The organism is Candidatus Pantoea communis, assembly GCF_011752685.1.
GTDB lineage: Bacteria > Pseudomonadota > Gammaproteobacteria > Enterobacterales > Enterobacteriaceae > Pantoea > Pantoea communis.
The window spans coordinates 18,967-43,297 of the sequence record NZ_VWXC01000030.1 but is presented as its reverse complement, the minus strand read 5'-3'; the positions used below and the strand labels follow the sequence as shown (position 1 = coordinate 43,297).

Genomic DNA, 24,331 nt, shown 5'->3' with positions numbered 1-24,331 from the left:
CGCAACAGCAGTCATCTGTTAAATTTTCAGGGAAAAATCAGTATGAACCTGACCACCTGCCACAGCAGCCAGACGCCCAGCAGGATCTGTATCGTCCGGACAGCCCATCTTGGATAGCGCCATGAGTGCCGTTCGCGTTCATCAGCCTCCGCTATAGCCGGATCTGCATTCTGCTTTCTTTTATTCGGCCTAAAATCCAGCCAGATGGACGCTATCGCCGCTAATCCGGCGAAAATTTTAAGCGCCAAGTGTTCGTCCATCTCAGATCTCCATTCTATGTGGTTAACGGGGAGAATAAGACACAACATATCTGAACTGGCCTGATCCCGTAAAGCCGGTATAAAGCTTTTGGACGATTAGTATATCTGTCTGAGTTGTACTGACAGCCGTAGAGTCTGATTTTTCGAATGAGGAGATCCAGATGAGTAAATATTTCCTGGCCTGTTTTTTCGCACTGTGCGCTTTTTCTGTGAGTGCCGGTCATGGAGGCACTGGCGGTAATGGTGGGGCCGGCGGTTATATGGGAAAGAAGGGGGCAGACGGCGCTGACGGTGGGAACGGTTCGGATGGCGGCAGCTCGAATAACACCCCCGGGGGGCCTGGTTGTCCGGGCGGCACAGACTCTGATATGGATGGTAAATTTTATCTTCCAGGTACAAAACAGGAATGTAATCCGGGCAAAAAGGACCTGATTAAAACACATCAGCCGATTGTTGTCGGAGTTTGATTTGCACAAGAGATGTTATTTTTAAAATGATGAAAATATTTAGCAGTCATCAATAAACGTCTGCTGTTGGCTGTGAGTTAAAACGGAGGATGTAATGCACTGGATGAATCGCTTTGCAGGTAACTCAGCCATTTACTGCTTTACCGAACAGACTATTGTGGCATGGTCCCACCATTTATTTTTATTAACTCTGATCGCCTCTACATTAAAATGCGCTTTTTGTACTTCATTAGTTAAATTTGAAAGCGGCATCAGGGTTCGCCACGGTCGACCTCCTTTTAGCAAATGATGTCTGACTGGATCATAGGCACCCATGTCTTCGGAATAACGAGGAGTTCCGCACATAGAGCTGATCACAAATAGCCCCCCCGGGGGCGAGCAGTCTCCTTACCTCTGCAAAAAAGAGTTTACGTGTGTCATCTATCAGACAATGCAAACAACTGCCATCGATAATCAGTTCAAACTTTGAGGCCTCACATTGGCTGAGATTGCAGACATCGCCGACAAGAAATTTAGCGGTGAGTCCGGCCTGCTGAAAACGATTTTCTGCCCACCAGATAGCCGTTTCTGACCAGTCGATCCCCCAGACAGAATACCCCAGCTCAGCAAGGGACTGCGCTGCCATTGCTCCATTCCCACATCCCATCTCAAGCACCGGCGTACCCGGCTGGGGCAAATACTGGTGTGTGTCAAGCCACTTGAATATTTTCTCCTGCTGCTTTTTGGCTCTGAGATAACCATCTCCAGCCCAGGCTTCAGCGCCATTTGCATGAAGTTGCCTGTAATGTTTCTCATAGGGGTTCATGCCAGAGATACCTTTCCAATAATATTCACTCCACTTTATACGTCATCGCCGCCTTTCAGGAATAGCGTCCCCATCGCTCACAGTGAACATTTGTCTGTTAATACAACTGTGCTTCTATACCGCGTTCTGATTGACATTAAACACAACTGCTCATCCGTTCTCACTCGCCTCAGCGTGCTTACTCCCGTCGCGCCTCCGCTCATGCTTCGCGTCATCGCTGTGCGTAATCCCGCCTCGGGCTCGCTTGCGCTGCGGTTTCCTGCGGTGCTCATGAACACTCCGCTTTTCGCCGGTCTGTCATTCAGTCACGGCACAGGCCGGTATGGTTTACCACCCTGACTGCGGAGATTTCTGATGAAGACTGCCACCCCTGCTTTTGAGTCCGCGCGCGTCCCTGACGGCTACGTGCGCCTGCGTTTCCTGCCCGCGCTGTTCGGTGACGATTTTATGCGCGCCGAAAACAACGTGTACCTGTACGCCGATCGTTACCTGAGGGAGTACGACGGCGGCGCGTGGGACTTCGCGCTGCTGCCGTCCGGCGGTGGCTTTATGAAGCCCGCAGCGGAGGAAACCTGGCGTTTCGTTAATATGGCAAACCACAGCGATGTGCGCCTGAGCAGCGAGGCGGCGGGCCTCGTTATCACTTCACTGGTGCTGAACCACCGCAGCTGGATGTATGACCGCCACGATGACACGGAGCTGTGCGCGCTGTACTGCCGCCGCCACCGACAGCTGACCGACTACGCCTTTGCCCACCCCGAAGCCGCCGCGATTTTTGCCGCGCTGGAGCAGGTGCTGCGCGTGGCCTGGGATTTCATGCGGCTTGAGGATCCTCAGGGCAGAGAAGGTTACGCGGCGAACCTGTGGCAATCAGAGCATGAAGCTCTCAGAAAAGTCGGTGAAGCGCTGACAGACCCGGGGGAAGGGATGCCCGGAATTAAAAAAAGCCCCACAATCTGGGGCACTTCTGAATAAAACCGGAACGTCGCGAACGGCTTTAGTTTCGTCCTGAAACGAGGAAGAAAATGCAACAATGAGGTTTGTGTCGTGTTGAATTATAGCACTTTTTTTTGCTCTATCAGCCGTCGCATGAACGGGCGCAAAAAAAACAGCCGCCGGGGTGGCTGCCTCGTGAAACGCGCCTTCAGCGCCGTTCACGGTGACTGCCTGCAACCTGAAAATCAATTTATCAGGAGAAAATAAGAGTATTTTTAGCCGTTTATTCCGCCGCTAAATTGCATTGTGCAGTCAGTCAGGCACCGCCGCTATTCGTCCGAATTTCGCTGCCAGCCTGTTATTCCCCCTGAAAAAACGAACGTTTTCAACGTCAAAACTCCACTCAGAAGCCACGAAAACTTCCGGGACATGGCCACCTTCGGCTTCCCGGCAAGCCGGGTCGTCGAGCCCTACTGCGCTAACCGGCATAGCCGGTAAGCTCCGCCTGATCGCAAAGGGCCGCGTTCCGGGCCTGACGGCCAGGGTCTGATGGCTGAGGTCAACCCCTGCAGCGGGCGGGCGCCCGCGCGTTCACTGGCCACATAAAGACGTGGCCGCTGAAGCCCGGACCGGCGGAGCCGTCCGGGGTGTGTTCGTGCTCATCTCCCCTCCGGCTGCGCATGTTCCGGCCAGCCCGTTGCGGAGGGCTTTTCGTAGCACCGCCGGTTCGTGCAGAAAGGGGTGAAATGCACGCCGGTAAAAACTTTTTGCCAGGTGCCGCAAAAAACTTTTTGCCGTCGCCCCTTTATGCCCTCTCTTCGTCGATGCTCCTTTGCCCTTCGCCGCAACGAACTCACCGAAACATGGTTTCAGCAACCGAAAACAGGAGAACCAGCATGAACACACAGAACGTCAGAACCGCCGCTGCCGAATCTACCGAAACACGGGTGAAGGGCGAGGATAACAGCGTCCTGAGCCCGGCTGAATTTTCGGACCTGTACAGCTGGCTCCGCGCAAACGGTGAGTTTACCGGCGTGGCGGGCGTGCACTGGGCGCGATTTGCCGACATGACGCTGATTGAGGAGCCCACCCCGGAGCCTGAGGCCCTGAAGATTTACGTCCGGAACGGGTATCCCGTTGCCGTCCAGGAATATGACACCGGATTTGTTATTGTCCGCGAATACTACGACGCCGGGCAGTGAGCCCGGTTACAGAATTTATTTTTTTCACTCTCATTTATTTAAGGAATATTACTATGGTCCGTTTATCAACCCGCTACGCTGCTCCCGTTTCCGTCCGTAAAAACAACCCGCTGAGCAATGAAGAATTAATGCGCGTCGTGCCGAGTGCATTTTCCGAAGAGAAACACGATTCGCGCTCAGATCGTTACACTTATATCCCTACCATTACGTTGCTGGATAAACTGCGTGAAGAAGGGTTTGAACCTTTTTATGCCAGTCAGTCGCGCGTGCGCGATCCTGAGCGTCGTGAGTTTACCAAGCACATGATCCGCCTGCGCCGTGGAAATAATAACGGCGGCGAAGAGGTGCCCGAAATCGTATTACTGAACAGCCATGACGGCTCCAGCAGTTATAAAATGATCCCCGGTATTTTCCGTAAGGTGTGCAGTAACGGTCTGGTGTGCTGGAAATCGTTCGGTGAAATCAGCGTGCCGCATAAAGGGGATATTGTGTCGCAGGTTATCGAAGGCGCTTATGAGGTGCTGGGCGTGTTCGATAAGGTGGAAAATAATATCGGCACCATGAAAGCGATTCAGGTCAACAGCGAAGAACGCCGCCTGCTGGGGCAGCTGGCGCTGGAGTATAAATATGACGGAAAAGAGCCGCCGGTATCCGCTGAGCGAATTATTCAGCCGCGCGCCTGGTATGACAAAGGCACCGACCTGTGGACCGCATTTAATATCGTACAGGAGAATCTGATTAAGGGCGGCGTCTCCGGCAGAACGGCGAAGGGAAAAAGAACCACTACACGACCGGTAACCGGCATTGATGGCGATATTAAGCTGAATCAGGCGCTGTGGAAAATGGCCGAAGAGTTTGCAAAGCTGAAATCATAACCGTCAGCCCCGGTAGCCGGGGCTATTTTGAAACGGTGTTAACGTCCGCGCTGAGAAAGCTTTCCGGCGCGGGCGTTTTTTTATTCTGCTGTGACATCGCGGCGTACACCTCATCGCGGGCGATCAGCACGCGGTAAATACTTTTGATGATGGCCGCATATTCACGTCTCTGTTTTATCAGCTTCGGACTGGGTCCGGTGTTATACATCCCGACGCTGTCCCAGTTCCTGCCGTACTGCCTGAAGTTACGCGCCTCGATCCATGCGCCGGTGTAAATACAGATGCAGGGATTTTTGAGTAACCTTTCCCGCGTAATATTGAATATTTTCAGCTGATTAAAGTGAGAGCTGTTGATCTGCATATTACACACGTCATGCGTTCCGCCGCTGCTTTTTGTATTCAGGGCGTTATTACGCATGCGCGACTCCTGTATTGAATGCGCCATCAGCAGGCGCGGATCAATACCAAAATCCTGACCGGCTTTTGTAAAACACATTTCGGGTGCGGCCTGTGCGCTGAATACAGCAGCAAGGCCGAGAACAGCAAACCATTTCATTCTGATAATCTCACGTGCATGCGCATAAAGCGCCAGGCGGGTTGGTGTGAAAAATACGCGCTCAGATCATCCCTGGCAAGATAATTCGTTACAGGCGCGCACGATGCGCTGACGGGGTTCTGATTAACTTCGTCACGGATATAAAGAATTCAGGAAGATAGCGTTATTTAACAAGCCGCTTTTGAGGGGTAAGATTTCATCACACCCCACGCAAGATGTTATCTTGCAGTTTAGTGTCTTAAAAACATATGCTTAGAATGTGTTCTGAGCTGTATTTAGCGAGTATGAATTAAATTGTGTGCTGATTGACACACTTTTCAGTGCCGGATTGTGTGTCAGTACAGTGCCTGATTGTGTGTTAGTGCGGTGCCTGATTGTGTGCTAATGCAGTGCCGCTTGGTGTGTCAATCCGGCACTGCAAACGGCACTGTAGTGTGTGTTAATTGTGGTTATATAATTTAATCAATAATTTATATTATAACTGGTGTGGCATAGTGCCGGATTGACACACATCAAAAGCAGCCATAGTGCCGGATTAACACACATCAAAAGCAGCCATAGTGCCGGATTAACACACATCAAAAGCAGCCATAGTGCCGGATTAACACACATTAAAATCAGCCATAGTGCCGGATTAACACACATTAAAATCAGCCATAGTGCCGGATTGACACACATAAAAATATGCCACAGTGCCGGATTCACACACCTTCCGGATAAATTAAACAGTGCCGGATTGACACACACTGAAGCCGGTGTAAATAATACGGTAAACGAGATTATACCGGAATGCAGTCGTTCAGGATTGCTCCCTGATTAAAATACTTAAAATTAAACATACCCGGCAGGATTAAAATAATCCCGGATCACAAGGAATACCCGCATGGCGCGCAGGAACATCTACTTTAAAGAAAAAACGGAAAGGGAAGTGCAGGAGCTAGTGCAGATTGAACTGCAAAATGGTGCCAGTCACGGTGAGGTTAACTTTTCCTCCGTTGTGAATGAACTCGTCGGCATCGGTCTGATGGTGAAAAAACACCAGGGCGAGGGGAATAAATTCGACGCGGAAGAATTTAACCGGGATTTAATACGCCGCGTGGCGGGCACCCGTGAGGGAACCAGCATCATGATGGCCATGCTCACTGAAATGTATCTGCATCTGCGCGGGGAGTCCGGTCCGCAGGCGCTGGAAGAGATAATTGACCAGAACCTGACAGGAATGAGCACGGCTGAAGATAAAGCCGAGAGCAAACACTTTATTCTGGAAGAGTGACACTTTCTGCATAAGGATTTAAATCCGGTAGCGTAACGCTACCGGAATATGCACCATCCGCTGCTCAGGATACTGTGTACCCTGCCTAGTGAGCCTGACCCAACTGCAAAGGGTATTTAATTTCCTGAGCTTTCTCTGATTCATTCACTCCGTAACCCTGATTATTCGATAAAATAAAAGGCCATGGTTTTTTCAGGTGAGGGTGAAGAGTGTGGTGACTTACTCTTTAAGGCTGGAAATTTCAGTGCGTTGACGTTGAGTCTCAGTATGCCATTTTGCTTGTCAGTGATTTCAGACAAAGCTTGTGGATAACAGTATCTTTACTCAGGAATGTTAAACTTATTCACTTCCTCATGACCCAATAAATTTATCCTAATCTTATTTTCCATAGCCGCCGTGCGTGAATGCTCCCGCTGCGGCGGCCATGCCTCTGGTTTTAATCTCTGCTGTGGAAAATAAAGGGAGTGGATGAGCAGACTATTTATTAATTTTAATGAAAAAAATCAGGACTCCTACTGTTTACCCGTGAGCGGATTCTCGGCCACCACCTCTTTTTCCAGAATAAACTCGTCAAATAATATGGCCAGCTCGCGCAGCCTTCTGACCTCTTCGTTCTCCGGCAGCTGCTGCTCCGTTAAATAATTCAGCGAGGCTAGCAGGTGCTGCTGTATTTCCATGTTCACGCTGCGGCGGTTAAAGCGGGCACTGATTTCCATGTCACGCCATAAATTCTCCGCAAAGCTGCTGCTGAAGGCCGTGTTTTTTCCGGGGGCGAACGGTTTCTTTTCTGCCTGTCTCATTTCATTCTGCTGAAACTCCACCCGGATAATATCCAGACGCGACTGAATAAACTCATAGAACTTCCTGGCCAGCGCAACCAGCCGCTGTCCCTCATCCGTTTTTATGACGTGACGGCGGGGTGAAAACTGCATCGACGTTATTAACCGGCTGATAATTTCGTCGTTGGTGGTAAATCGCCGGACGCGCGCCGCCACGCGTAATTCCATCAGCAGATTTTCCGGCAGCCACAGTTTCCGGTACTGCATTTCACCGCGGGCATATTTACGCGGTCGTCTGTGTTCGTCGTCATATTTTCTTTTAATTCCCTGCGTCATGACTTCCGTCAGAAAAATAAATAAGGTGTTCATGCCTGCATTCTGCGGGAATAAATAAAGCCTTCGCTTGCAGCGGCCGCGCCACTCAGAGGTTTAAGGTAGCTCCCGCGGACGCGGGCCCATGATAGTGCAATTAGTTACAACAGTCAGAGAAATAACTGTAGTCAGCCAGTCTGAACCATCGCGCCCCTCTCACCTCGGACCCGCGCCGTACCTGCACCCCGGACCCGCGCCGTACCTGCACCCCGGTTGCCCCCACTGACCAGCCCCCGCCGCCCGGCCCGGAGGGCCGGTAAATCGTTCAAGGCTTTGGGTTGAATGCTGTAACTACTGGGTCCTTCGTGGCTGTTAGCGGTGCCGCGGGTTCTTTCTTTCGTCTGCGACCGTCTGGCTTCAGTGCGCCTGAAAGGCCGCTGCTTAAAGGGCGGTCGGGCAGGGGGATGTTCAGGCAGGCTGGGAATAAGTAACACAGACTGTATGTATGATGTTTTCAGCGCAGACTGGCAGCTGAATGTACATTTTCCTGTTCGCCTGCGTGCTGCTCATAGCGTGCCGTATAACGGACCAGTTTATAGCGGCCATTGTTTATTGAGTCAGGCGCGATGATGATTGGTGCTGGCTTCTGATAGAAGTACCCTGAGATTAAAATCGGTGACATTTTACGGTTAAACGCCCAACCAGACAGTTCAATCAATAAACCTTCACCTACTGAAATTATCATATCAACGTCACAGGCAGTCTGTTAGTTCTCTTAAGCAAATGGATATTAATCAATAACGCTGTTAGTGCCGGGACGATTTTTTTTGAATGTTCCTGTTCCAATACCTCCCAATTTAAGTAATTACCTTTCGATCCCAGCTTTCATGCCTGATATTCACCAGATATTGCGTTTCGCTTAATTTTCTTTTTTTACTTTTTTGAGTCTATTAACGTGACAAACATCACAACTTTGCCAGGCTTAATTTAATCACCAAAAAGGAGACACAGATGAACTCATTCACTAATAAAACTCTCATCACACAGGAATATCCGAAGCCGCCGTTTAAAAAACAACATCAGCCTGTTCCTGGCCTGGCGAGTAAAATGGAGCCACGGCCCGACCACGGTGAAACCAGTTACCGGGGCACTGGACGCCTTACCGGTCGTAAGGCACTGATTACGGGTGGAGATTCCGGTATTGGCCGCGCCGTTGCTATCGCTTATGCGCGTGAAGGCGCCGATGTCGCGATTAATTACCTGCCGGATGAAGAGCAGGATGCTGCAGAAGTCGTAAAATTAATCGGAGCCGAAGGACGAAAAGCTGTTGCTATCCCAGGCGATATTCGTTCTGAAGAATTTTGTCAGAAACTGGTTAACGAAGCTGCCAGCCAATTAAATGGTCTCGATATTCTGGTTAATAATGCCGGGCGGCAGCAGTTTAATGAATCTATTCGTACGCTCTCTACGGAAGATTTTGACGCTACATTTAAGACCAACGTTTATGCGATGTTCTGGATAACCAAAGCGGCGCTGGAATACATGCCTGCCGGTTCATCCATCATTAATACCACCTCAGTACAGGCCTACGATCCGAGCGCCATTTTACTGGATTACGCTCAGACAAAAGCTTCGATAGCCGCTTTCACCAAAGCCCTCGCGAAACAGCTGGGCGAACAGCAAATACGCGTTAACGCTGTCGCACCAGGACCTTACTGGACACCACTGCAGGTCTGCGGCGGCCAGCCACAGGAAAAAGTTGAGCAGTTTGGCGCCACCGCCCCGCTGGGCCGCCCCGGCCAGCCAGCAGAAATTGCGCCTCTCTATGTCACCTTTGCTGAAACCACCAACAGCTTTACCTCCGGCCAGGTCTGGTGCTCCGATGGCGGCACCGGCACGGTCTGAGTATCAGCAGGATTTTTTGAAGAACGTGGCCGCAAGCGGCCACGTTGTCGTCTCAGCATGCAGGGAAAAGCAATGAATAATCAGGTACTACGATCGCCGATGCGCGAGGATGGATTTGCCCGCCTTGGGGATTATGCGGCCATTGGTGAAGGTCGGTCTGTGGCACTTATTGCCCCGGATGGGGCTATTGACTGGTGGTGTGCGCCAAACCTTGATTCACCGCCATTATTTGACCGCCTGCTGGACCCCGAAATCGGCGGTTTTTTCCAGATTGAACCCATTGCAGATTACCGTACGGAAAGGGCCTACCGCCCTGACAGCAACGTCTTGGAAACACGGTTTATTACGCAGGATGGCAGCGTACTCATTACTGAGTCGATTAACAGCACGCTGGCCGGTCGTCTTCCCTGGAGCGAACTGGCAAGACGTATTGAAGGGATCGAAGGCAAAGTTGAACTGAGCCTGACATTACGGTTCGGCACCGTGGCCGAGACCCGCTCTCCGTGGCGGGATAACACTGAACAGGGTGACGTTTATCATCTTGCCGAACTGATGGCTATGCTACGTACGTCTGACGACTGGCTGATAACAGAGCGAGGCGATGGAGTGATCCGCGCAACGCTTCGTACCCGACCTGATAGTCACTCGCTGGTTGCCCTGCTGGTGACAGAGCGCGAGCCGCTGGCTGTGCCTGATTTGCAAGCCGTTGATGCCCGTATTGAAACCAGCCATACGGCGTGGCGCGACTGGGCGCACAGCCTAAGCTACGCAGGCCGTTATGCAGATCACGTCAGACGCTCGGCGCTGTCTCTCAAATTCCTCTGGTATTCGCCAACCGGTGCACTGGCCGCTGCGGCAACCACCTCACTGCCCGAGGGCATTGGCGGAGAAAAGAATTATGATTATCGCTATGCATGGGTGCGCGACGCCTGCCTGATTATCAAATCGTTCGTTTTCCTGGGCGCGCTGGAAGACTGTAAAGCCGCTTTTTCATGGTTATCGAAAACCATCATACGCCACGGCACCCGGCTGCGCGCCTGTTACACGCTGGAAGGCGGCGTGGTGCCTGCAGAAAGTTACCCCTCCTTACGCGGTTATCAGCATTCTCTTCCTGTTCGTATCGGCAACAACGCACGCGATCAGGTTCAGCTCAGCATGTACGGCGACATGCTGGCCACGGCAGAACTCTTCATCCGTGCCGGCCACATCCTGGATCTTGAAACTTCACGCATGCTGGGAGAGCTCGCGAACTACTGTGCCGATCAGTGGCGTCAGAAAGACAGCGGGATCTGGGAGTTGCCGGACGAACAGCATTATACCCACTCCAAAATGGCCTGTTGGCTGGCGCTCGACAGCGCAGTATCACTGGCAAAAGCTAAACATATCGAACCCACCTGGGTTCAGCGCTGGGAGCGGGAGCGGGATCGAATCAGTGAATGGATTGAGGAGCACTGCTGGTCAGAGGAAAAGCAGGCTTACCTCTTCTATCCCCACGCTGACGGTAAGCTCGATGCCGCTCTGGCACTGGTACACCACTATGGCAACACGGTTAACCCGGAACGCATGCGTGCCACCTATGGTGCCATCCGGGAGGACTTGGGTCACGGCAGCGCGATGCTATACCGTTACAGCGGCGTTGAGCAGGAAGAAAGCACGTTTATTGCCTGCTCTTTCTGGATGGTCGAAGCGCTGGCAGCGATGGGTGAAGCGCAGTCAGCCGAAAAGGCGATGGAAGAGATTCTGGATAAGCTCTGCCAGTGCGGTAACGTCGAAACCTTCAATGAAATGTTTGATGTCCGCAGCGGCGAGTGGCGCGGCAACATGCCACAGGGGTTGAGCCACCTGGCTCTCATCTGTGCGGCGCAGGCGCTGACCGATCACGCTTAAACCTCAACCGTTTTTTCTGAGAGTAGGGTTCCAGCGTTGCAGATACAGCCCGGCTGGCCCTCTTACATCACTTTAAAAAGGATATAACCGATGATCCGCGGAATTGAACATATTGGCATTACCGTTTCTGATTTAAAGCAGGCCGAGCATTTCTTCATCGGCGCGCTGGATGCATCTGTGCTCTACCGTATCGTTCCGCCCGCTGATGCCGAAAAGTTTATTCCGGGCAAGAAAATGGCTCCTCTCAATGGCTTCCCTGCGGAACTCAGGTTAACCGGCCTCTCCATGCTGCGGCTGAAGAATGGGTGCAACGTTGAGTTATTTCAGACAGACCCTTCCGCGAAAGATCACTCCGCTCATCCAGGCTTGCCGGGAATTAACCACTTCTCACTGTATGTGGATGACATTCACCAGGCAGCGGAAAGAATGCGGGCGCATGGCGCAGAAATGCTTGAAGGCCCTTCCGACTGCTTTGCTCAGGAGGAGGGGGCAGGCAATCAGACGTGGTTCGGCATGACACCTTTTGGCGTCCTCATCGAGCTCATTACACTGCCTTCAGGCATTCGCTATGACGCTGAAGCCACCCAGCAGCGCTGGATACCGGAAGTCTGAATCATTTACCCGGAGGCCAGACGATGCAAAGACGTGAATTTATTGCGGGCGGACTCGCAACATTGTGCCTGTCGCGGGCAGCCTTCGCTGTGGCAGAGTCGATGGTTAATCCGCAACTGCAGGTTGCCGCCACTTCACCCTGGCTTGCCAACGGCCTTGCTGTCTCAGCCGGTGGCACCATGTTCCTCAACTTCCCCCGCTTTAAAGGGCATGAGAAGTCTCCGGCGCTTGCGCGCGTGACCGAATCTGGCCTGGCCCCCTTCCCGGGTAATCACTGGAATAAATGGACGCCGGGTGATGAAGGTCTCAACAACCTTGTCAACGTAAATGCCTGCCATCACTTCGGTGACGGCAGGCTGTGGGCGGTTGATCAGGGTGCACCTCAGGGTGAGCAACCTTCAAAGGGTGCGGCAAAACTTGTCGCATTCGACATCGCAACAGGCGAAGCGGCTTCAGTTATCCGGTTTGATGAAATAGCTTTACCGCCGGGTGGTGCGCCTAACGACCTGCGCATAAAGGGTAACTCCGTGTATGTGACTGATTCCGGGCTTGGCGGCGTCATCATTCACGACCTTGAGACAGGCAAAACGATAAGAAGGCTCTCCGGAAATGCATTGCTGCGTAAACCTGATGGGCTCGTTCAGAAAGGCTACCAGGGCCGAATTCTTGAGGATAACCGCGGAAAACGCCCCACCGTGCACAGTGACGTTATCGAGGTCAGCCCTGACGGACAATGGCTTTACTATGCGCCCCCGGCCGGCCCGCTTTATCGTATCCCTACGGCTTCATTAAAAGATCAGCGGTTAAGTGATAAAACACTGGCGGGGCAAATTGAGAAAGTAGCGGATATTCCTTCTATAGGTGGATCGGCCATCGATGCGGCAGGGAATATTTATCTTTCCAATGTGGAGAAACGCTCTGTCGATAAACTTCAGCCTGACGGCACACTCAAGACGCTAATAAAGGATGAGAAGCTCATAACGCCTGATGCTCTCGTTATCTCAGACGGCTGGATCTATGTACCCGCACCTCAGATTGAGTATCTGGCAGATAACAACAAGGGTACAGATGCAACGCATGGCCCCTGGTCAGTTTACCGTTTCCCCTTCAGCACTTAAGAAAATAGTTTTGTAACTGAAATCCATGCGGTGCATGACGAAGCTAAAAGCCAGGGCAGACAAATTGCAGGGATAGAGCGAAAGTCGCCAACTAAAGAAGAGCCATAAGGGCAATGTTACGGGTATCAAGCTTTACGCGGCTTGGCTGATTTTATCTCAGGAAAATTCCGAGAATGTGATAAGTGGCAGGAAAAATACCCTGCATGATCCATACTTATTAGCATGAAGTTCTGAACTGGGATTGCCAGGCGGCAGCCCGTGAATTAACGAAGGAGACCGACATGAACGAAGATCGCATCAGCGGTAACTGGAAGCAGTTCAAAGGCAAAGTGAAAGAACAGTGGGGCAAGCTCACCGACGACGATATGGATGTCGCGGAAGGTAAACGCGACCAGCTGGTAGGTCGTATCCAGGAACGTTACGGTTACGGCAAGGAACAGGCTGAAAAAGAGCTGAAAGACTGGGAAGATTCTAACCACTATAAATGGTAAACCCCTGGAATTGATACTGAAACCGGCTGCCATGCCGGTTTTTTTATTGCATGGCATAAGTACGTGATACAGGGCTGGCCAGTAATCTGCCCTCGTGCCGTACGTCTATTTCATCCTAAAGATTTTCACTTCAAAGGGGAATTCTGAAAACTGCCCTGTGCGGAGCCACTTTAAATTTAAGATAGCGATTTTTTTCTGAATTAATCTATAGTTAGTGCCGGGTGAAACCCAATCTCTTGGAAACTTGAATTTTTAACCGGCACTCAATGTGCCGGTTTTTTTCAACTCTCCTTTGTAGCCTTTATTCAGCCACCATAAAACTGATAAGAGCCCGTTCTTTTCGCTTTCGCCTGATACATCGCTTTGTCAGCGTGATCAAATAACTGATCGACGGATACTGATCCGAAGCCTGCAAGGCTGATACCTATGGATGCCCCGATACGCACTTCCATTTTATGAATAACGAATGGCTCCCGGAGGCTGTCAATAAGACGCTGTGCGATCGCTGAAGCCGCCTCGCGATTAAGGCATTTAGCGGCTATGAGGAACTCATCACCTCCCAGGCGCGCCACTGAGTCCCCAGAGCGCATGCAGTGTTTTAATCGCTCACTCACCTGCTGTAGCAAAACGTCACCTGCCGCATGCCCCAGGGTATCGTTAACGGGTTTGAATCCATTAAGATCGATAAAAAGAACTGTTGTGAAAGTGAGATCTTCTCCCTCAGACAGCATCCCTCTGACTTTATCGTAAACCCAGGCCCTGTTAGGCAATCCGGTCAACGTGTCCCGGGTAGCAAGCTTCTCAAGCCTTCTCATTTTTTCCTTGTCATGCGTGATATCGCGTGAGACAAGCACGGCTCCGATATTATCGCCAGTAGAGGGATCACTTACCCCACAAGCCTTAGTACCGAGCGTGATGTAGTGGCCATCCCGGTGCCTTTTGCGAACTTCTACGACGTCCGGCAGCACACCACCCTCAAATAGATGCATTAACGCATCTCCGGCGGATACGCGGTCGTCAGGATGGAGGAAATCCACCACGCGCTGGCCAACTATCTCGTCCACTGAATATCCAATCATTTCACTATAAGAAGGCGAAATCGATACGTACCTGCCGTCCCTGTCACAATGCGCGATTAGGTCGGTGCTGTTTTCAATCAACAATCGGTATTCGGTCGCCGTGCGTAGAGCATCCTCAAGGGCTTTACGCTGACCGGTTATATCAAGGATAAATCCATTGAAATGGCCAAGAGAGTTACTGGTCGTGTATCCCGGCAAACCAGACAGGATCACCCGGCGTCTGGTCCCGTCAAGGCAGTTAATCGGTACTTCGATGTTAAAAGGGGTCAACATTTCCAGCGCTGCAGTGAGTTGCTGCGCAATCGTTGCGTCATTATCAGCCTGTGCGAATTCCAGCCATTCACTCAGCGTAACGCCTTTCAGTGCGGGGAGAAGACCCTCAGGGCTTTCCTGACTGGTAACACAGAAGTCACAAGCGTCGGTGGACCAGACGGCGGAAAGGGCAGGTTTGATCGCATTGCTCATTATTTTGAACTCCGTTTTAGACTGTCGATACTGGTTAACCTCAACAATGATCGTGATAGATACCTTTTATCAGTCACTGACGTTCCTGGAGTTCATCATTTAAGAGATAAAAGCGTTTCATTTCGGGTATGGCAACCATGCTTAGCGTTGTAGATAAACCTGCAGAAATCAAACTGCGGATTATTTCTGGAGTGAGGGGACAGTGAGACACTATCGGCAATTGAGATATCAATCTTATCGGCTGTTCAGTCCGCTAACTTAAATATCTCATACCGCCGAAACGGGGTCAGGTTTCGCGAAGATGTATGGTGTCTCAGCAATTAGATCCATAACCAATCAAAAGTACACTGCGCCAGTAGCGAGTCATGATTTTTATGATTACGCTTTCTGCCTGGGGAATAAGGAAATTTTGAGGTGGTTATGGCTCGTAGACTCGCAGAGAACGTAATGAGTGCTCAGGAAGTTCACATCGAAATGCTGAAGTGCTACCTGCGGGAGTCAGAAATTATTCTGCATTCGCTGGAAGAACAGAAAATCACGGCAGGAGAAACGTTGCTGTTCGAGAGACGCCTGAGCGCGGCCCGGGGGGAGCATCTTCAGCTGCAGAACGAAATCAGTCTGGCCACTGAAAAACTTAACAGACTCATCCGTCAGAAAACGGTAATGCAGCCTGCCTGACCGGAGGCACCGCCAGCATCTCTAAAAAAAGTTGTAGCCCTGATGTGAGTTTTCCCTTTGTAATCAGTGCGGGCAATCAGCAGGGTGGAGAACGGATAACTGAGAAAGGTAAAAGCTGGGTAAAGGCAGAAGACGTGGCGCGGCTGGCGGGGGTTGCCCGTTCGGCCGTGTCCAGGACCTTCACGCCCGGCGCATCTGTAGCTGAATTAAATCGCGCGAAAGTGATGCGTGCCGCCGAAAAGCTGGGCGACCAGGTCAATATAATTGCCTGCACCATGAACACCGGCAGCAGCAACTGTCAGGGCGGACATTCTCATTAAAGGCGCGCAAATGTCATCGCATGCCTGCTTTTCAGCTACCCTCTTTAGATTGAGGATCTTTAGGGAACAGAGGTGCATGATACTGAGGTTAAACGAGGCGGAGCTGGCTACACTGGTAGGCCGTCGTTTCGCATCAGCTGAAAACAATGCCGCAACCAGCGTCACGACAGTCCTGGAAGTCAGGATCCAGAGTGGCAGGCAGCTGATTGTCCATGAGCTGTACGGCAGGCAACACAAGACAGCTCTCACTGTATTTATGCTCAGATTTCCTTATGCGCTGCCCTGAATACAGCTTGCCTTTATGCCCGAACACAGCTGCCGTCTGAGGCGTGATGGTCTGAATTATTTACATCCAGAAAATGCCGGCGGGAATGCTGTAAAAAACCCGCATTATGACGGGTTAAATAAATCAGTACAGAAATTCTCGTTTGAAACAGCGTAGCTGTGTGTGCACCACGATATTACTCCGTCAGTCCCCTCGCCTCCTGAAGGGCAAAGAGGTTCCCTGATAAACAGGGATGAAATTGAAGCCCGCGCGGGTTAGGATCGGCAATTAAATCCGCATATCAAAGAAAAATTAATCAAAGTATGGATACCTCAAACCTCTACGTCGATCACCTTGCCTGGTGCGGACTTATCGCACTGAACATGGCACGTCAGGCCGGAGCCGTCAGTTCCGCTGCGCAGGAAAATCTCTTTTTATGCAGGTGGCTGGCGACCGCTGAGAAGAAACGCCTGTTCCGGCGTGAACTGGCGAATGACATTCGCTGGCTGCTCAGAGAAGGCCGGGAGAAAGGGCTTCGGGCGGATCTGCCGGGTAAGCTGGAATATCTCTGGCGGGCAAGCAGCAGTGATTTGCTGGCGCAAAATGATTTATTCCGCCTCCAGCACGTGATGCACGCCATTACGCTGACGGGTATTAATTACGGCGTTCTCACGGAATCCGACTGGGAAGGGCGCCAGGCATTGAAGATGAATCCTAAAATCCCGGCTGTTTTCCTCCGGAAAAGCGATCTGGAAACCGGTTTTGATGAACAGGGAAGCCTTATAAAACCGCTGGCCACCCGTATTACCGCCGAACTCTCTGCGGTGGATGCGCTACTGTCACGTGCCGGGTGGAAACGCAAAGCAGATGTGGATGATCCCCTATTACATCTTCTAATCACTGATATTCAGTAAAGGCAGCCAAACCGTATGAAGTTTATGAGGCAGATAACCAGAGTACAACCCTGACATTAGCTCGGGATCACTTGAGCCAATGTCAGGCTACTATTATGGCCCATCTGAGAGTTAGTCACTGACCAAAGCCAGAAAATCCTGACAGGGAGCCAGGGTATCAGACAGGGAATAAAAAGCCTTAATGACGAATTTTAGAAAGCTCTTCTTCAGACAGGCCTGTCATTTCTTTCACTGATGTCAAAGCCATGCCACTTTTGAGGAGTTTTTCAGCAATATCGACTCTGCTTTTATGCTCTCCCAGTTGCATACCTTTTTCGATACCTTTTTCGATACCTTTCTGTTCCAGCTGCTGTGCGATGGTCATCAGAGCCTCCTCATGCTGCGGCACTCTCTGTGCCAGATTACGTACAAAGGCTTCAGCGTCTTCAGTTTCGCCTGCCTGTATAAGGTAGTTTATCAGTGATATGAGTTGCTGTCCCGTCAGATGTCCGGTCAGCAGCGTTGTCGTAAGTCGATCGAGAAGCTCCGCCAGATCCCGTCGATGGATGTGCTTCTGAAGCAACGTCAGCGCTGCCATGCTGCGGTGATTCATAATCTCATCATCGGGTATAGCCGTAACGTCTACAAGTGGAAATGCCGTGCCGTATAACCTGGCAGCCATATCCGGATCGCTGAACTCCTGAAGCCAGTCTGTCGAATAGGGGTAAGGGCTTCGCCGACCGGTGTAAAACAGTACAGGGATCACCAGTGGAAGCTGCTTATGACCCGCATCAAGATGCCGCTGCATTGCCGCTATAGCGTAACGCATAAGACGAAACGCCATATGCCGATCGGGCGTAGACTGATGCTTAATCAGCACGTGGATATAGCCGTCACCACGGGTGGTTTTAACGCTGTAAAGCACGTCGCTGTAATAGGCGCGAAGGTTTTCTTCCACAAAACTGCCGGACTCAAGCCTTAGCGTGCTGAGGTCGCAAATGGCGCGAAACTCTGCCGGCACGTGTAGTTCGATAAAGTCGCGCGCCGTATCCGGGTGCGTCAGAAATGCTTTGAATGTCGCATCGTGTGGTGTCGGTGTTATTTTTTTACTCATGTTCCTGTAGTCCGTCAGCCAGACGTTCTTCCGCGTTGGAAGGAAAGTGTGCGCTTAAAAGGGAGCCAGCGAATGGTGATTACTGACATCGCGTGCTGTATTCAGCATTCAGCCAGTAAGCGAATGTCGAAATCCTGCTGGCAAAAGTCATGATATCGCCTCGCGGCCGCTGGCTGACACTCAGCAGGTAGTCCATTTCTTCCGCAAGAGCTGGATACCGATCATTAAATTTTGCGCAATGCTCTTCAAGCGTTGCCGGCCAGCCCGAATCATTGTCGTCTCTCAGAATGCTCGTCGAACGAATGGCCTTACGTGCTGCCGCCCGCTGTAGCGCATGTCGTTGCAAAGGCTCCAGTGAGGGCTTCATAAGAGAAATATAGCCATTCAGCACGATGAGAAAATCACCGTTAACGGCGACGGCAATGTCCCTGGAAGGTCTGAAAGGTTTAAAGCGTTCTCGCAGGTCTTCACCATACACGCAGACGCAGTGATGTTTCAGCCAGTAGCCCCAGCGATTCGCACTGGCAGGCAGCATCACCTCATCCAACACGCCCGGGTCGATATCAATTTTACTGATGACTGAATATTGCTGTTCCAGTTCTGCCTTAACAACCTGCATTTTGGCTGCAGTAAGGTCATCAAGTTCCCGCGTGAATATCACCGTAAGATCCAGGTCGGATAACGCCTCCCTGCCTGTGCCCTCAGCCAGGCTGCCATACACATATATGCTGTGGATCTGGTCAGGCATGTCTGAACTCAGCTTCTGCACCACGTCAGAAACCACTGGGGCGAAAGCAGGCTGAAAGCCGCTGAAGGCAGGTTCGGTGATGTATCCGTTTTTATCAACCGCCATTCTTTCTCCTTCGTGCTGTTAACGACATCCTTAGCTGAAGCCAGTAACGGAAGACGAATATTACCAGCCGCATCGAAAAATTTCATTCAGAGCATACGGCATACAGGTTCAGTCAGGCCTGTGCAGAAGGTATCCTGCTAATCATCATCATTTTCCATGAGCGCTACCATTGCGCCTCTATGAGCTTCGACCATACGGATATACCGCATAACCGTCTGGGTCTGAGTCCAGGTGCCTTCCTGCATGATCTGAGCGATCGAAATGCCCTTTCTGGCCATATCCTGCGCGGCCCCGACGCGCGCGCTGTGACCACTCCAGCTGGAATAGCGTCCCTTGTTCGTTTTCAGGGGTGTTTTTGCACCCGCCTGATGTCTTGCGCGGCGCCAGATATCTTCCAGGCAGGGCGCACTCATGGGCACTTCAGATACTGACGTAATTTTGTTAGACCGGTGTACCGGGCAGAAGAGTACCGCATCGGGTTCACCCGCCAGACCGGCGGCGTTTATCCATTCCATCAGCCGCTCAGATGAGCGTGAACTGAGCGCCTTGACGATGCCGCCGGACTGGAGAATGGTCTTGGTCCAGCCGACGTCGAGGATAATGCGACCGTCGGCCGACCGGGTAATGTCACGCACCCGCAGACGGGACAGCTCACTCATACGCAGCAACGTACCGTAAGCCACGTGCATGAAGGCGAGGTCCCGCAGGTGCTGAAGCCGGGGTGAATGCTTCCATGCCGCATCGAGGCGATTCAGGTCCGGCCGGCAGAAGGGGACCGCCTGCCCGGTGCGCTCGCCGGAAACGATGGCCGTACGATTAATTTTCTTTTTAGCACGCACTACGTCAGGCGATACCGTTGGCGGCACCAGCCCGGCGTTACGGTGTAACATTGACATCAGCGCGGCGTGCACCGAGATGGTCGAGGTTGACCGTCCGATGGCCTGGAGGTGAAACAGGTAGTCCTGCATGTCCTCCGGCGACATCGGCAGAAATGAACGGCTGTTTTCCTGCGACCAGCGCCAGCAGATCCGCATCACGCTCAGAAGCTGGCGCCACGTATTAGGTGAGAAAGCCTCGCGGTGCCGGACAAAGGCGGCCAGCTTCGCGGTGAGATCGTCACCGGCGCTGCCGCAGAGGGCCACGCCGGTAAAACCGGATATATCGTTCATGTCTGCTCAGTATTTGCCCGTTTTGATGACGGCATCGCTACGTGAATTCTGAAGAAAGAGCAGGGCAAATGCCCGCCAGATTTCACGTAGCGATGCCGGAGTTTTAACCGCCAGCGACCGGCCCCGCTCAGCTGCGCAGCGTTCGGTTCTAGCCGTATCGTATAAATGGCCGTTGAGCTCAGGATCCGGCCCGGATCCGCATGATACAGGGGTTTTTAGGGTTTGTCTGGACTTATATAAGCTTTATTATATAAGGCTAGGATCCGGAGTACGCGTCGGGTCAAAAAGTAATGGCAAGATCTGCAAAGTTCATAAAACGCCAATTATATGAAGTTGAGCGTAGTTAAAACTTAATGATATATATTGGGCTCTAATAAAGAGTTAAAAAAGGGATTTTCAATTGTAAAATTATTCATAATGTAGTTTCGACAACGTAAGGATGTATTTGGCAATTAATTTAATAAATGCCTCACTTAATAATTAAATCTGATAAATGAGGCGAGTGAAAATCTAAGCTCTCTGACGTATTTCTTCTCGAACTTTAACTTTCTGGTCAACTAAATTCTTAATTTCTGTAAACAATTTAGCATGTTCATTTTCTCGATCAGACACAGTTATAACCAGAGAATATTTTTCATTATCTTTGACGTCTTGATGAATCCATTCTCTATCCTGCCTGGTAACTACCACAAACCATTTGTACTTAGGATTCAACTGCTTAAATTTCCATCTGGAGCTTTGAACTGTACCTTTACTTCGAAGCTGGGCAGAAATTTCACGATTGTTAGTGCTGTCGTCGTTTCTTGACTTTTGTTCCTTCTGATTTTTATGATCGAACGACTTCTGAACCTCTTCCAGAGACAATCCTTTTACTAATCTGTAATAAATTTGAGTAGCAGTATAATCAATACGTGTTGTACGTACAGCCGGTGAGTGTGCCAATGTTACAGTCAACTCTCTGGTTGAACGTTTAGAACGTAAAAAATCTGGAGGTAAAGGGAGTTCAAAGAATTGACAGGTGTCATTTTCAATTACCTCTTCACTCATTAAAACAACGCAATGGTCAGATGATTTAAATAAATCACTTTCACTAACGCAACCGTAGCCAGCTACATCACGAGCAATTTCTCTATTATAAGTCTCTTTATTTTCCTTATAAGCAGTTTTCATAGCATCTGGAAATGTTTCAGAAACCGCATTGTTCATGAAAGAATGGTTTACTAAAAGTGCCCTTAATGTATTTGCAGATGCATCTGGATAAATATTGAGAAGCCTACCGGCCAAATGAGAAATATAAGGTGCTGAAAAGCTTGTCCCACAAATTTCTTTAAATAGAGTGTTACCTTGGAATTTGTTATTAAGAGTTAAAACTCCAAGCCCCCTCATATCAGATTTCCACTGATTACCTTCATGTCGCATTGGACTCGCAAGATTCCCACCTGCTGCTACTAACTCTGGTTTTAATGCACCTTTAACTGATGGGCCATGCCGTGTAAACGGTGAAGGCTGATTCTCTGAGGCAGGAGATAACTGATGTATTTCAGAATAACGTTGACTATCGAAAGTTGCATTATGCTTGGCGATGCTTCCAACAGTTAAAGCATTAAGAGCAGGTGCAGGATCAATAAGTGTGCTTGCTTGATTAAGTAAATAATCAGGGTATTCATCTCGCCAGCTTTCTGTCGGAACTGCAGGATCATCTGACCCATGAAAGTTACCAGTTGATACTACAAAAAGAACATTAAATTTTCTTGCGAGAACATCTATTATATATGCTAATCCTTTAACGTGCTTACCATCATATGGTGAGTTTAAATTTCCAATCGACAAATTAAATATTCTGCACCCTTGACCATAAAAGTATTCGACTGCATCACTCAAGGTTTTTTCCAATGTACCGGAATCGTAAATTGCATTACCGGTAAATGGGCATTTACGCATTATTTTCCCATTGTAAATCCAAACCTCAGGATTCCAGTAGTTGCTAGAATCACAGTTTTCAACATCACCATACAAAGCTATCCCCGCAACTGCAGTCCCATGGCCAACATCATCGAACTCATCTTCTCCATTTATAAATGATTGACTTTCAGCAATTGAAGATCTCAATAGCGGATGGTTTGTATTAATCCCACTATCCAAAATACAAATTTTAGAGGAGTGAGGGGGCGGGGAAGGGATGTAATGAGGAAGTTCGGTAATGTCTCTATTCAGTTGAGGAAAGTTGATTCCTGTGGCAGGGAGAAGATCAACGTATCTGACGTCACAATGATTTAGAATTAGGTCAACTTGACTAAAATTAATTTCTATCCGAAACATCAATAGACTATCAAGATTGATCCTGTCAATTTTTTTAATATTGTTGGATTCTAACCATTTTTCAAAATTACCACATAATTTTAATCTTGATGGGTGGTTCATTACATCAATCGGCCATAGTTCAACGTCGAGTTGGAAAAACTCTTCAGTAGGTAGACCATAGTTCTTTATTGCCCAACTTTTACGGTCTTCGCAGTTCCAATTCTCAATAGTTTCAATTGCTTCTAAGATCTGTTTATAAGTAAATGATTTATCAGAAAAACCTAGTTTTTCAATATGATCTTGGAAGGTAGCTAATCCTTGCTCTGTAGCAAAGACGATGCAAACTTGATTACTTTCTTGGCTTATAAATTCTAAGCCATGAGCTTTCAAATTATCAAAAGTCATGGCGCCATCATACTGCAGCTTTAAAACGTAAGGGGAATCAGATGATGATTTTACCTGTTGTTTTGCGACCGATACTGCCTTCGCAAAATAAGCATTAAGCTTTTGCCCATGTCCCACTAAGTCATCTTGCTTAGCGAAGCGTGGTGGAGTTTTAGAACGGCGCCGGTTATCTATTTCTTCTCTAAAATAGCTTAGATGATTGTATGTTGGCAATTTTTTTCATCCTTGATTATATTTAAATATTACGAGAGTTTTCTCTTTTTAAGGCACTTCGAATTTCTTTAATTGTTAAAAATTCTTGTCCTTTTAAGATCATTCTTTTTACAGCTCGACGCACAACTCTTTCAATATCAGAACCGCTTTTACCTTCTAAAGAATCCAGTAATTCTGTATCGTCAGTTTCAAACTGGCGTCTTACGCCCCGGAGCTTAAGTTTCAAAAGCGAATTTAGAATTTGTCTATCTGGTAGTGGAAACTCTATCGAATCGTCGAAACGGCGCCATATTGCTGAATCAAGAATAGTTTCATGATTAGTGGCAGCAAGAATTAAACTCAACCCATCGTACGAGTCCATCATCTGAAGAACTGCATTAACTACACGACGCAACTCACCATGCTCAGAATTATCATTTCTTTCTTTTCCTATGGCATCAAACTCATCAAATAAAACCACAAAGTTATTAGAAGCTATGAAATCAAAAACTTTTCTAAGGTTTGCTGCCGTCTCACCTAAAAAGGAAGAAACTAAAACATCAAGTCTTACAATAGCCAATGGCTTATCTAATTCGAAGGCTATAACTTCGGCAGCAAGTGTTTTACCACAACCAGGTGGGCCAAAAAATATCACTTTACCCGATGGCTTTATACCAAAGCTACGTAATATATCCACTCTTCGGTGTTCTTCAAGTAATTCCTCAATCATCGAAATACTTGACTCCGGCAGTATAATCTCATCTAGTGAGCGACTAGGATGACGAATGTCTAATAGTGGTAGCCCTCGTTCTTTATCTATAGGAATATCATAAGTCAGCAGAGGTCTTTTGACTTTATTATCTTGAATGCTACCGCCACCATATAAAATTTTCTCAAGATCGTTTGCTAATAAATGGTGCTGCTTCTGACGTTCTTCCTCAATTATTGCCTCTGAAGCTCGACGAAAAGCATCTGGATCCCCAACGGTTCCAGCTTTAAAAAGTTGTCTTAGAATTTTTCCGTTTGCCATTTGCTCCCCCAGATTAAGTCCATACTTTTTCAAGAAGTATGCGATAACTCCTTTTACCGAAGAGAAATTAATCAACTAGGGTAGCAAAA

22 protein-coding genes and 2 pseudogenes are annotated in these 24,331 nt (G+C 49.4%); 13 read left to right on the top strand and 11 right to left on the bottom strand.

Annotation, left to right across the window (positions count from 1 at the left end; genetic code table 11):
* Nucleotides 1-26: 26 nt before the first annotated feature.
* On the bottom strand, nucleotides 27-260 hold the full coding sequence (locus F3J37_RS25795; protein ID WP_034828061.1) for a hypothetical protein: 234 nt from the start codon (nucleotides 258-260) through the stop codon (nucleotides 27-29).
* Nucleotides 261-421: 161 nt separating this feature from the next.
* On the opposite strand from F3J37_RS25795, the gene F3J37_RS25790 reads away from it, so the two are divergent.
* Complete coding sequence (locus F3J37_RS25790) at nucleotides 422-727, top strand: hypothetical protein (protein ID WP_052127529.1); 306 nt, start codon at nucleotides 422-424, stop codon at nucleotides 725-727.
* 132 nt (nucleotides 728-859) lie between these two features.
* Here the strand turns inward: F3J37_RS25790 and F3J37_RS25785 are convergent.
* A pseudogene (locus F3J37_RS25785) lies at nucleotides 860-1,532 on the bottom strand (class I SAM-dependent methyltransferase).
* Between the two features lie 354 nt (nucleotides 1,533-1,886).
* Here F3J37_RS25785 and F3J37_RS25780 point away from each other — a divergent pair.
* The 3 genes from F3J37_RS25780 (at nucleotide 1,887) to F3J37_RS25770 (ending at nucleotide 4,545) form a co-directional block, all read left to right on the top strand.
* The gene (locus F3J37_RS25780) at nucleotides 1,887-2,507 is read left to right on the top strand and encodes an antirestriction protein (protein WP_080748185.1); all 621 of its coding nucleotides are present in this window, start codon (nucleotides 1,887-1,889) and stop codon (nucleotides 2,505-2,507) included.
* Nucleotides 2,508-3,364: 857 nt separating this feature from the next.
* Nucleotides 3,365-3,670, top strand: a complete 306-nt coding sequence (locus F3J37_RS25775; protein ID WP_034831249.1) for a hypothetical protein — start codon at nucleotides 3,365-3,367, stop codon at nucleotides 3,668-3,670.
* A gap of 53 nt (nucleotides 3,671-3,723) precedes the next feature.
* Nucleotides 3,724-4,545: a DUF932 domain-containing protein gene (locus tag F3J37_RS25770; protein WP_034831247.1), complete on the top strand. Its 822-nt coding sequence runs from the start codon at nucleotides 3,724-3,726 to the stop codon at nucleotides 4,543-4,545.
* Nucleotides 4,546-4,567: 22 nt separating this feature from the next.
* Here F3J37_RS25770 and F3J37_RS25765 read toward each other — a convergent pair whose 3' ends face one another.
* Nucleotides 4,568-5,101, bottom strand: a complete 534-nt coding sequence (locus F3J37_RS25765; RefSeq protein ID WP_034831245.1) for a lytic transglycosylase domain-containing protein — start codon at nucleotides 5,099-5,101, stop codon at nucleotides 4,568-4,570.
* 883 nt (nucleotides 5,102-5,984) lie between these two features.
* Here F3J37_RS25765 and F3J37_RS25760 point away from each other — a divergent pair.
* Nucleotides 5,985-6,374, top strand: a complete 390-nt coding sequence (locus F3J37_RS25760) for a relaxosome protein TraM (RefSeq protein WP_034830575.1) — start codon at nucleotides 5,985-5,987, stop codon at nucleotides 6,372-6,374.
* 512 nt (nucleotides 6,375-6,886) lie between these two features.
* Here F3J37_RS25760 and F3J37_RS25755 read toward each other — a convergent pair.
* Nucleotides 6,887-7,522: a hypothetical protein gene (locus tag F3J37_RS25755; RefSeq protein WP_240154174.1), complete on the bottom strand. Its 636-nt coding sequence runs from the start codon at nucleotides 7,520-7,522 to the stop codon at nucleotides 6,887-6,889.
* Between the two features lie 954 nt (nucleotides 7,523-8,476).
* On the opposite strand from F3J37_RS25755, the gene F3J37_RS25750 reads away from it, so the two are divergent.
* The 5 genes from F3J37_RS25750 to F3J37_RS25730 all read left to right on the top strand — a co-directional run bounded on the left by F3J37_RS25750 (nucleotide 8,477) and on the right by F3J37_RS25730 (nucleotide 13,478).
* Entirely contained in the window at nucleotides 8,477-9,370 is an 894-nt protein-coding gene (locus F3J37_RS25750; protein ID WP_034830579.1) for an SDR family oxidoreductase, read from the top strand.
* A gap of 72 nt (nucleotides 9,371-9,442) precedes the next feature.
* Nucleotides 9,443-11,257, top strand: coding sequence for a glycoside hydrolase family 15 protein (locus F3J37_RS25745; protein ID WP_166936492.1), 1,815 nt, complete (start codon nucleotides 9,443-9,445; stop codon nucleotides 11,255-11,257).
* A gap of 90 nt (nucleotides 11,258-11,347) precedes the next feature.
* Nucleotides 11,348-11,869, top strand: a complete 522-nt coding sequence (locus F3J37_RS25740) for a VOC family protein (protein ID WP_034830582.1) — start codon at nucleotides 11,348-11,350, stop codon at nucleotides 11,867-11,869.
* Nucleotides 11,870-11,892: 23 nt separating this feature from the next.
* Nucleotides 11,893-12,987, top strand: coding sequence for an SMP-30/gluconolactonase/LRE family protein (locus F3J37_RS25735; RefSeq protein WP_052127587.1), 1,095 nt, complete (start codon nucleotides 11,893-11,895; stop codon nucleotides 12,985-12,987).
* Between the two features lie 281 nt (nucleotides 12,988-13,268).
* The gene (locus F3J37_RS25730) at nucleotides 13,269-13,478 is read left to right on the top strand and encodes a CsbD family protein (RefSeq protein ID WP_017345754.1); all 210 of its coding nucleotides are present in this window, start codon (nucleotides 13,269-13,271) and stop codon (nucleotides 13,476-13,478) included.
* Nucleotides 13,479-13,783: 305 nt separating this feature from the next.
* Here F3J37_RS25730 and F3J37_RS25725 read toward each other — a convergent pair whose 3' ends face one another.
* Complete coding sequence (locus tag F3J37_RS25725; protein WP_034830584.1) at nucleotides 13,784-15,022, bottom strand: sensor domain-containing diguanylate cyclase; 1,239 nt, start codon at nucleotides 15,020-15,022, stop codon at nucleotides 13,784-13,786.
* Between the two features lie 414 nt (nucleotides 15,023-15,436).
* Here F3J37_RS25725 and F3J37_RS25720 point away from each other — a divergent pair, with 414 nt between their 5' ends.
* Together F3J37_RS25720 and F3J37_RS28235 are read left to right on the top strand one after the other, a co-directional pair.
* The gene (locus F3J37_RS25720) at nucleotides 15,437-15,700 is read left to right on the top strand and encodes a hypothetical protein (RefSeq protein WP_166936491.1); all 264 of its coding nucleotides are present in this window, start codon (nucleotides 15,437-15,439) and stop codon (nucleotides 15,698-15,700) included.
* Nucleotides 15,701-15,762: 62 nt separating this feature from the next.
* A pseudogene (locus F3J37_RS28235) lies at nucleotides 15,763-16,005 on the top strand (LacI family DNA-binding transcriptional regulator); the annotation flags it as partial.
* Here the strand turns inward: F3J37_RS28235 and F3J37_RS28545 are convergent.
* Nucleotides 15,907-16,185 (bottom strand): hypothetical protein, encoded by a 279-nt coding sequence (locus F3J37_RS28545; RefSeq protein WP_166936486.1) that lies wholly within the window; start codon nucleotides 16,183-16,185, stop codon nucleotides 15,907-15,909. The pseudogene F3J37_RS28235 and the gene F3J37_RS28545 sit on opposite strands and share 99 nt — an antisense overlap.
* A gap of 423 nt (nucleotides 16,186-16,608) precedes the next feature.
* Here F3J37_RS28545 and F3J37_RS25705 point away from each other — a divergent pair, with 423 nt between their 5' ends.
* Nucleotides 16,609-17,199 carry a DUF2913 family protein gene (locus tag F3J37_RS25705; protein WP_166936490.1) on the top strand — a complete coding sequence of 197 codons (591 nt, stop codon included), beginning with the start codon at nucleotides 16,609-16,611 and terminating at the stop codon, nucleotides 17,197-17,199.
* A gap of 178 nt (nucleotides 17,200-17,377) precedes the next feature.
* Here the strand turns inward: F3J37_RS25705 and F3J37_RS25700 are convergent, their stop codons facing one another.
* From F3J37_RS25700 to F3J37_RS25680, 5 genes are all read right to left on the bottom strand, one after another.
* The gene (locus F3J37_RS25700; protein ID WP_034830591.1) at nucleotides 17,378-18,292 is read right to left on the bottom strand and encodes an Rpn family recombination-promoting nuclease/putative transposase; all 915 of its coding nucleotides are present in this window, start codon (nucleotides 18,290-18,292) and stop codon (nucleotides 17,378-17,380) included.
* 79 nt (nucleotides 18,293-18,371) lie between these two features.
* Nucleotides 18,372-19,145, bottom strand: coding sequence for a nucleotidyltransferase domain-containing protein (locus F3J37_RS25695; RefSeq protein WP_166936489.1), 774 nt, complete (start codon nucleotides 19,143-19,145; stop codon nucleotides 18,372-18,374).
* A 137-nt stretch (nucleotides 19,146-19,282) separates the two neighbouring features.
* Nucleotides 19,283-20,314, bottom strand: coding sequence for a tyrosine-type recombinase/integrase (locus F3J37_RS25690; protein ID WP_034830594.1), 1,032 nt, complete (start codon nucleotides 20,312-20,314; stop codon nucleotides 19,283-19,285).
* A 510-nt stretch (nucleotides 20,315-20,824) separates the two neighbouring features.
* Nucleotides 20,825-23,233 (bottom strand): S8 family peptidase, encoded by a 2,409-nt coding sequence (locus tag F3J37_RS25685; protein ID WP_034830595.1) that lies wholly within the window; start codon nucleotides 23,231-23,233, stop codon nucleotides 20,825-20,827.
* A 22-nt stretch (nucleotides 23,234-23,255) separates the two neighbouring features.
* Nucleotides 23,256-24,242, bottom strand: a complete 987-nt coding sequence (locus F3J37_RS25680) for an AAA family ATPase (protein WP_034830633.1) — start codon at nucleotides 24,240-24,242, stop codon at nucleotides 23,256-23,258.
* Nucleotides 24,243-24,331 lie beyond the last annotated feature (89 nt).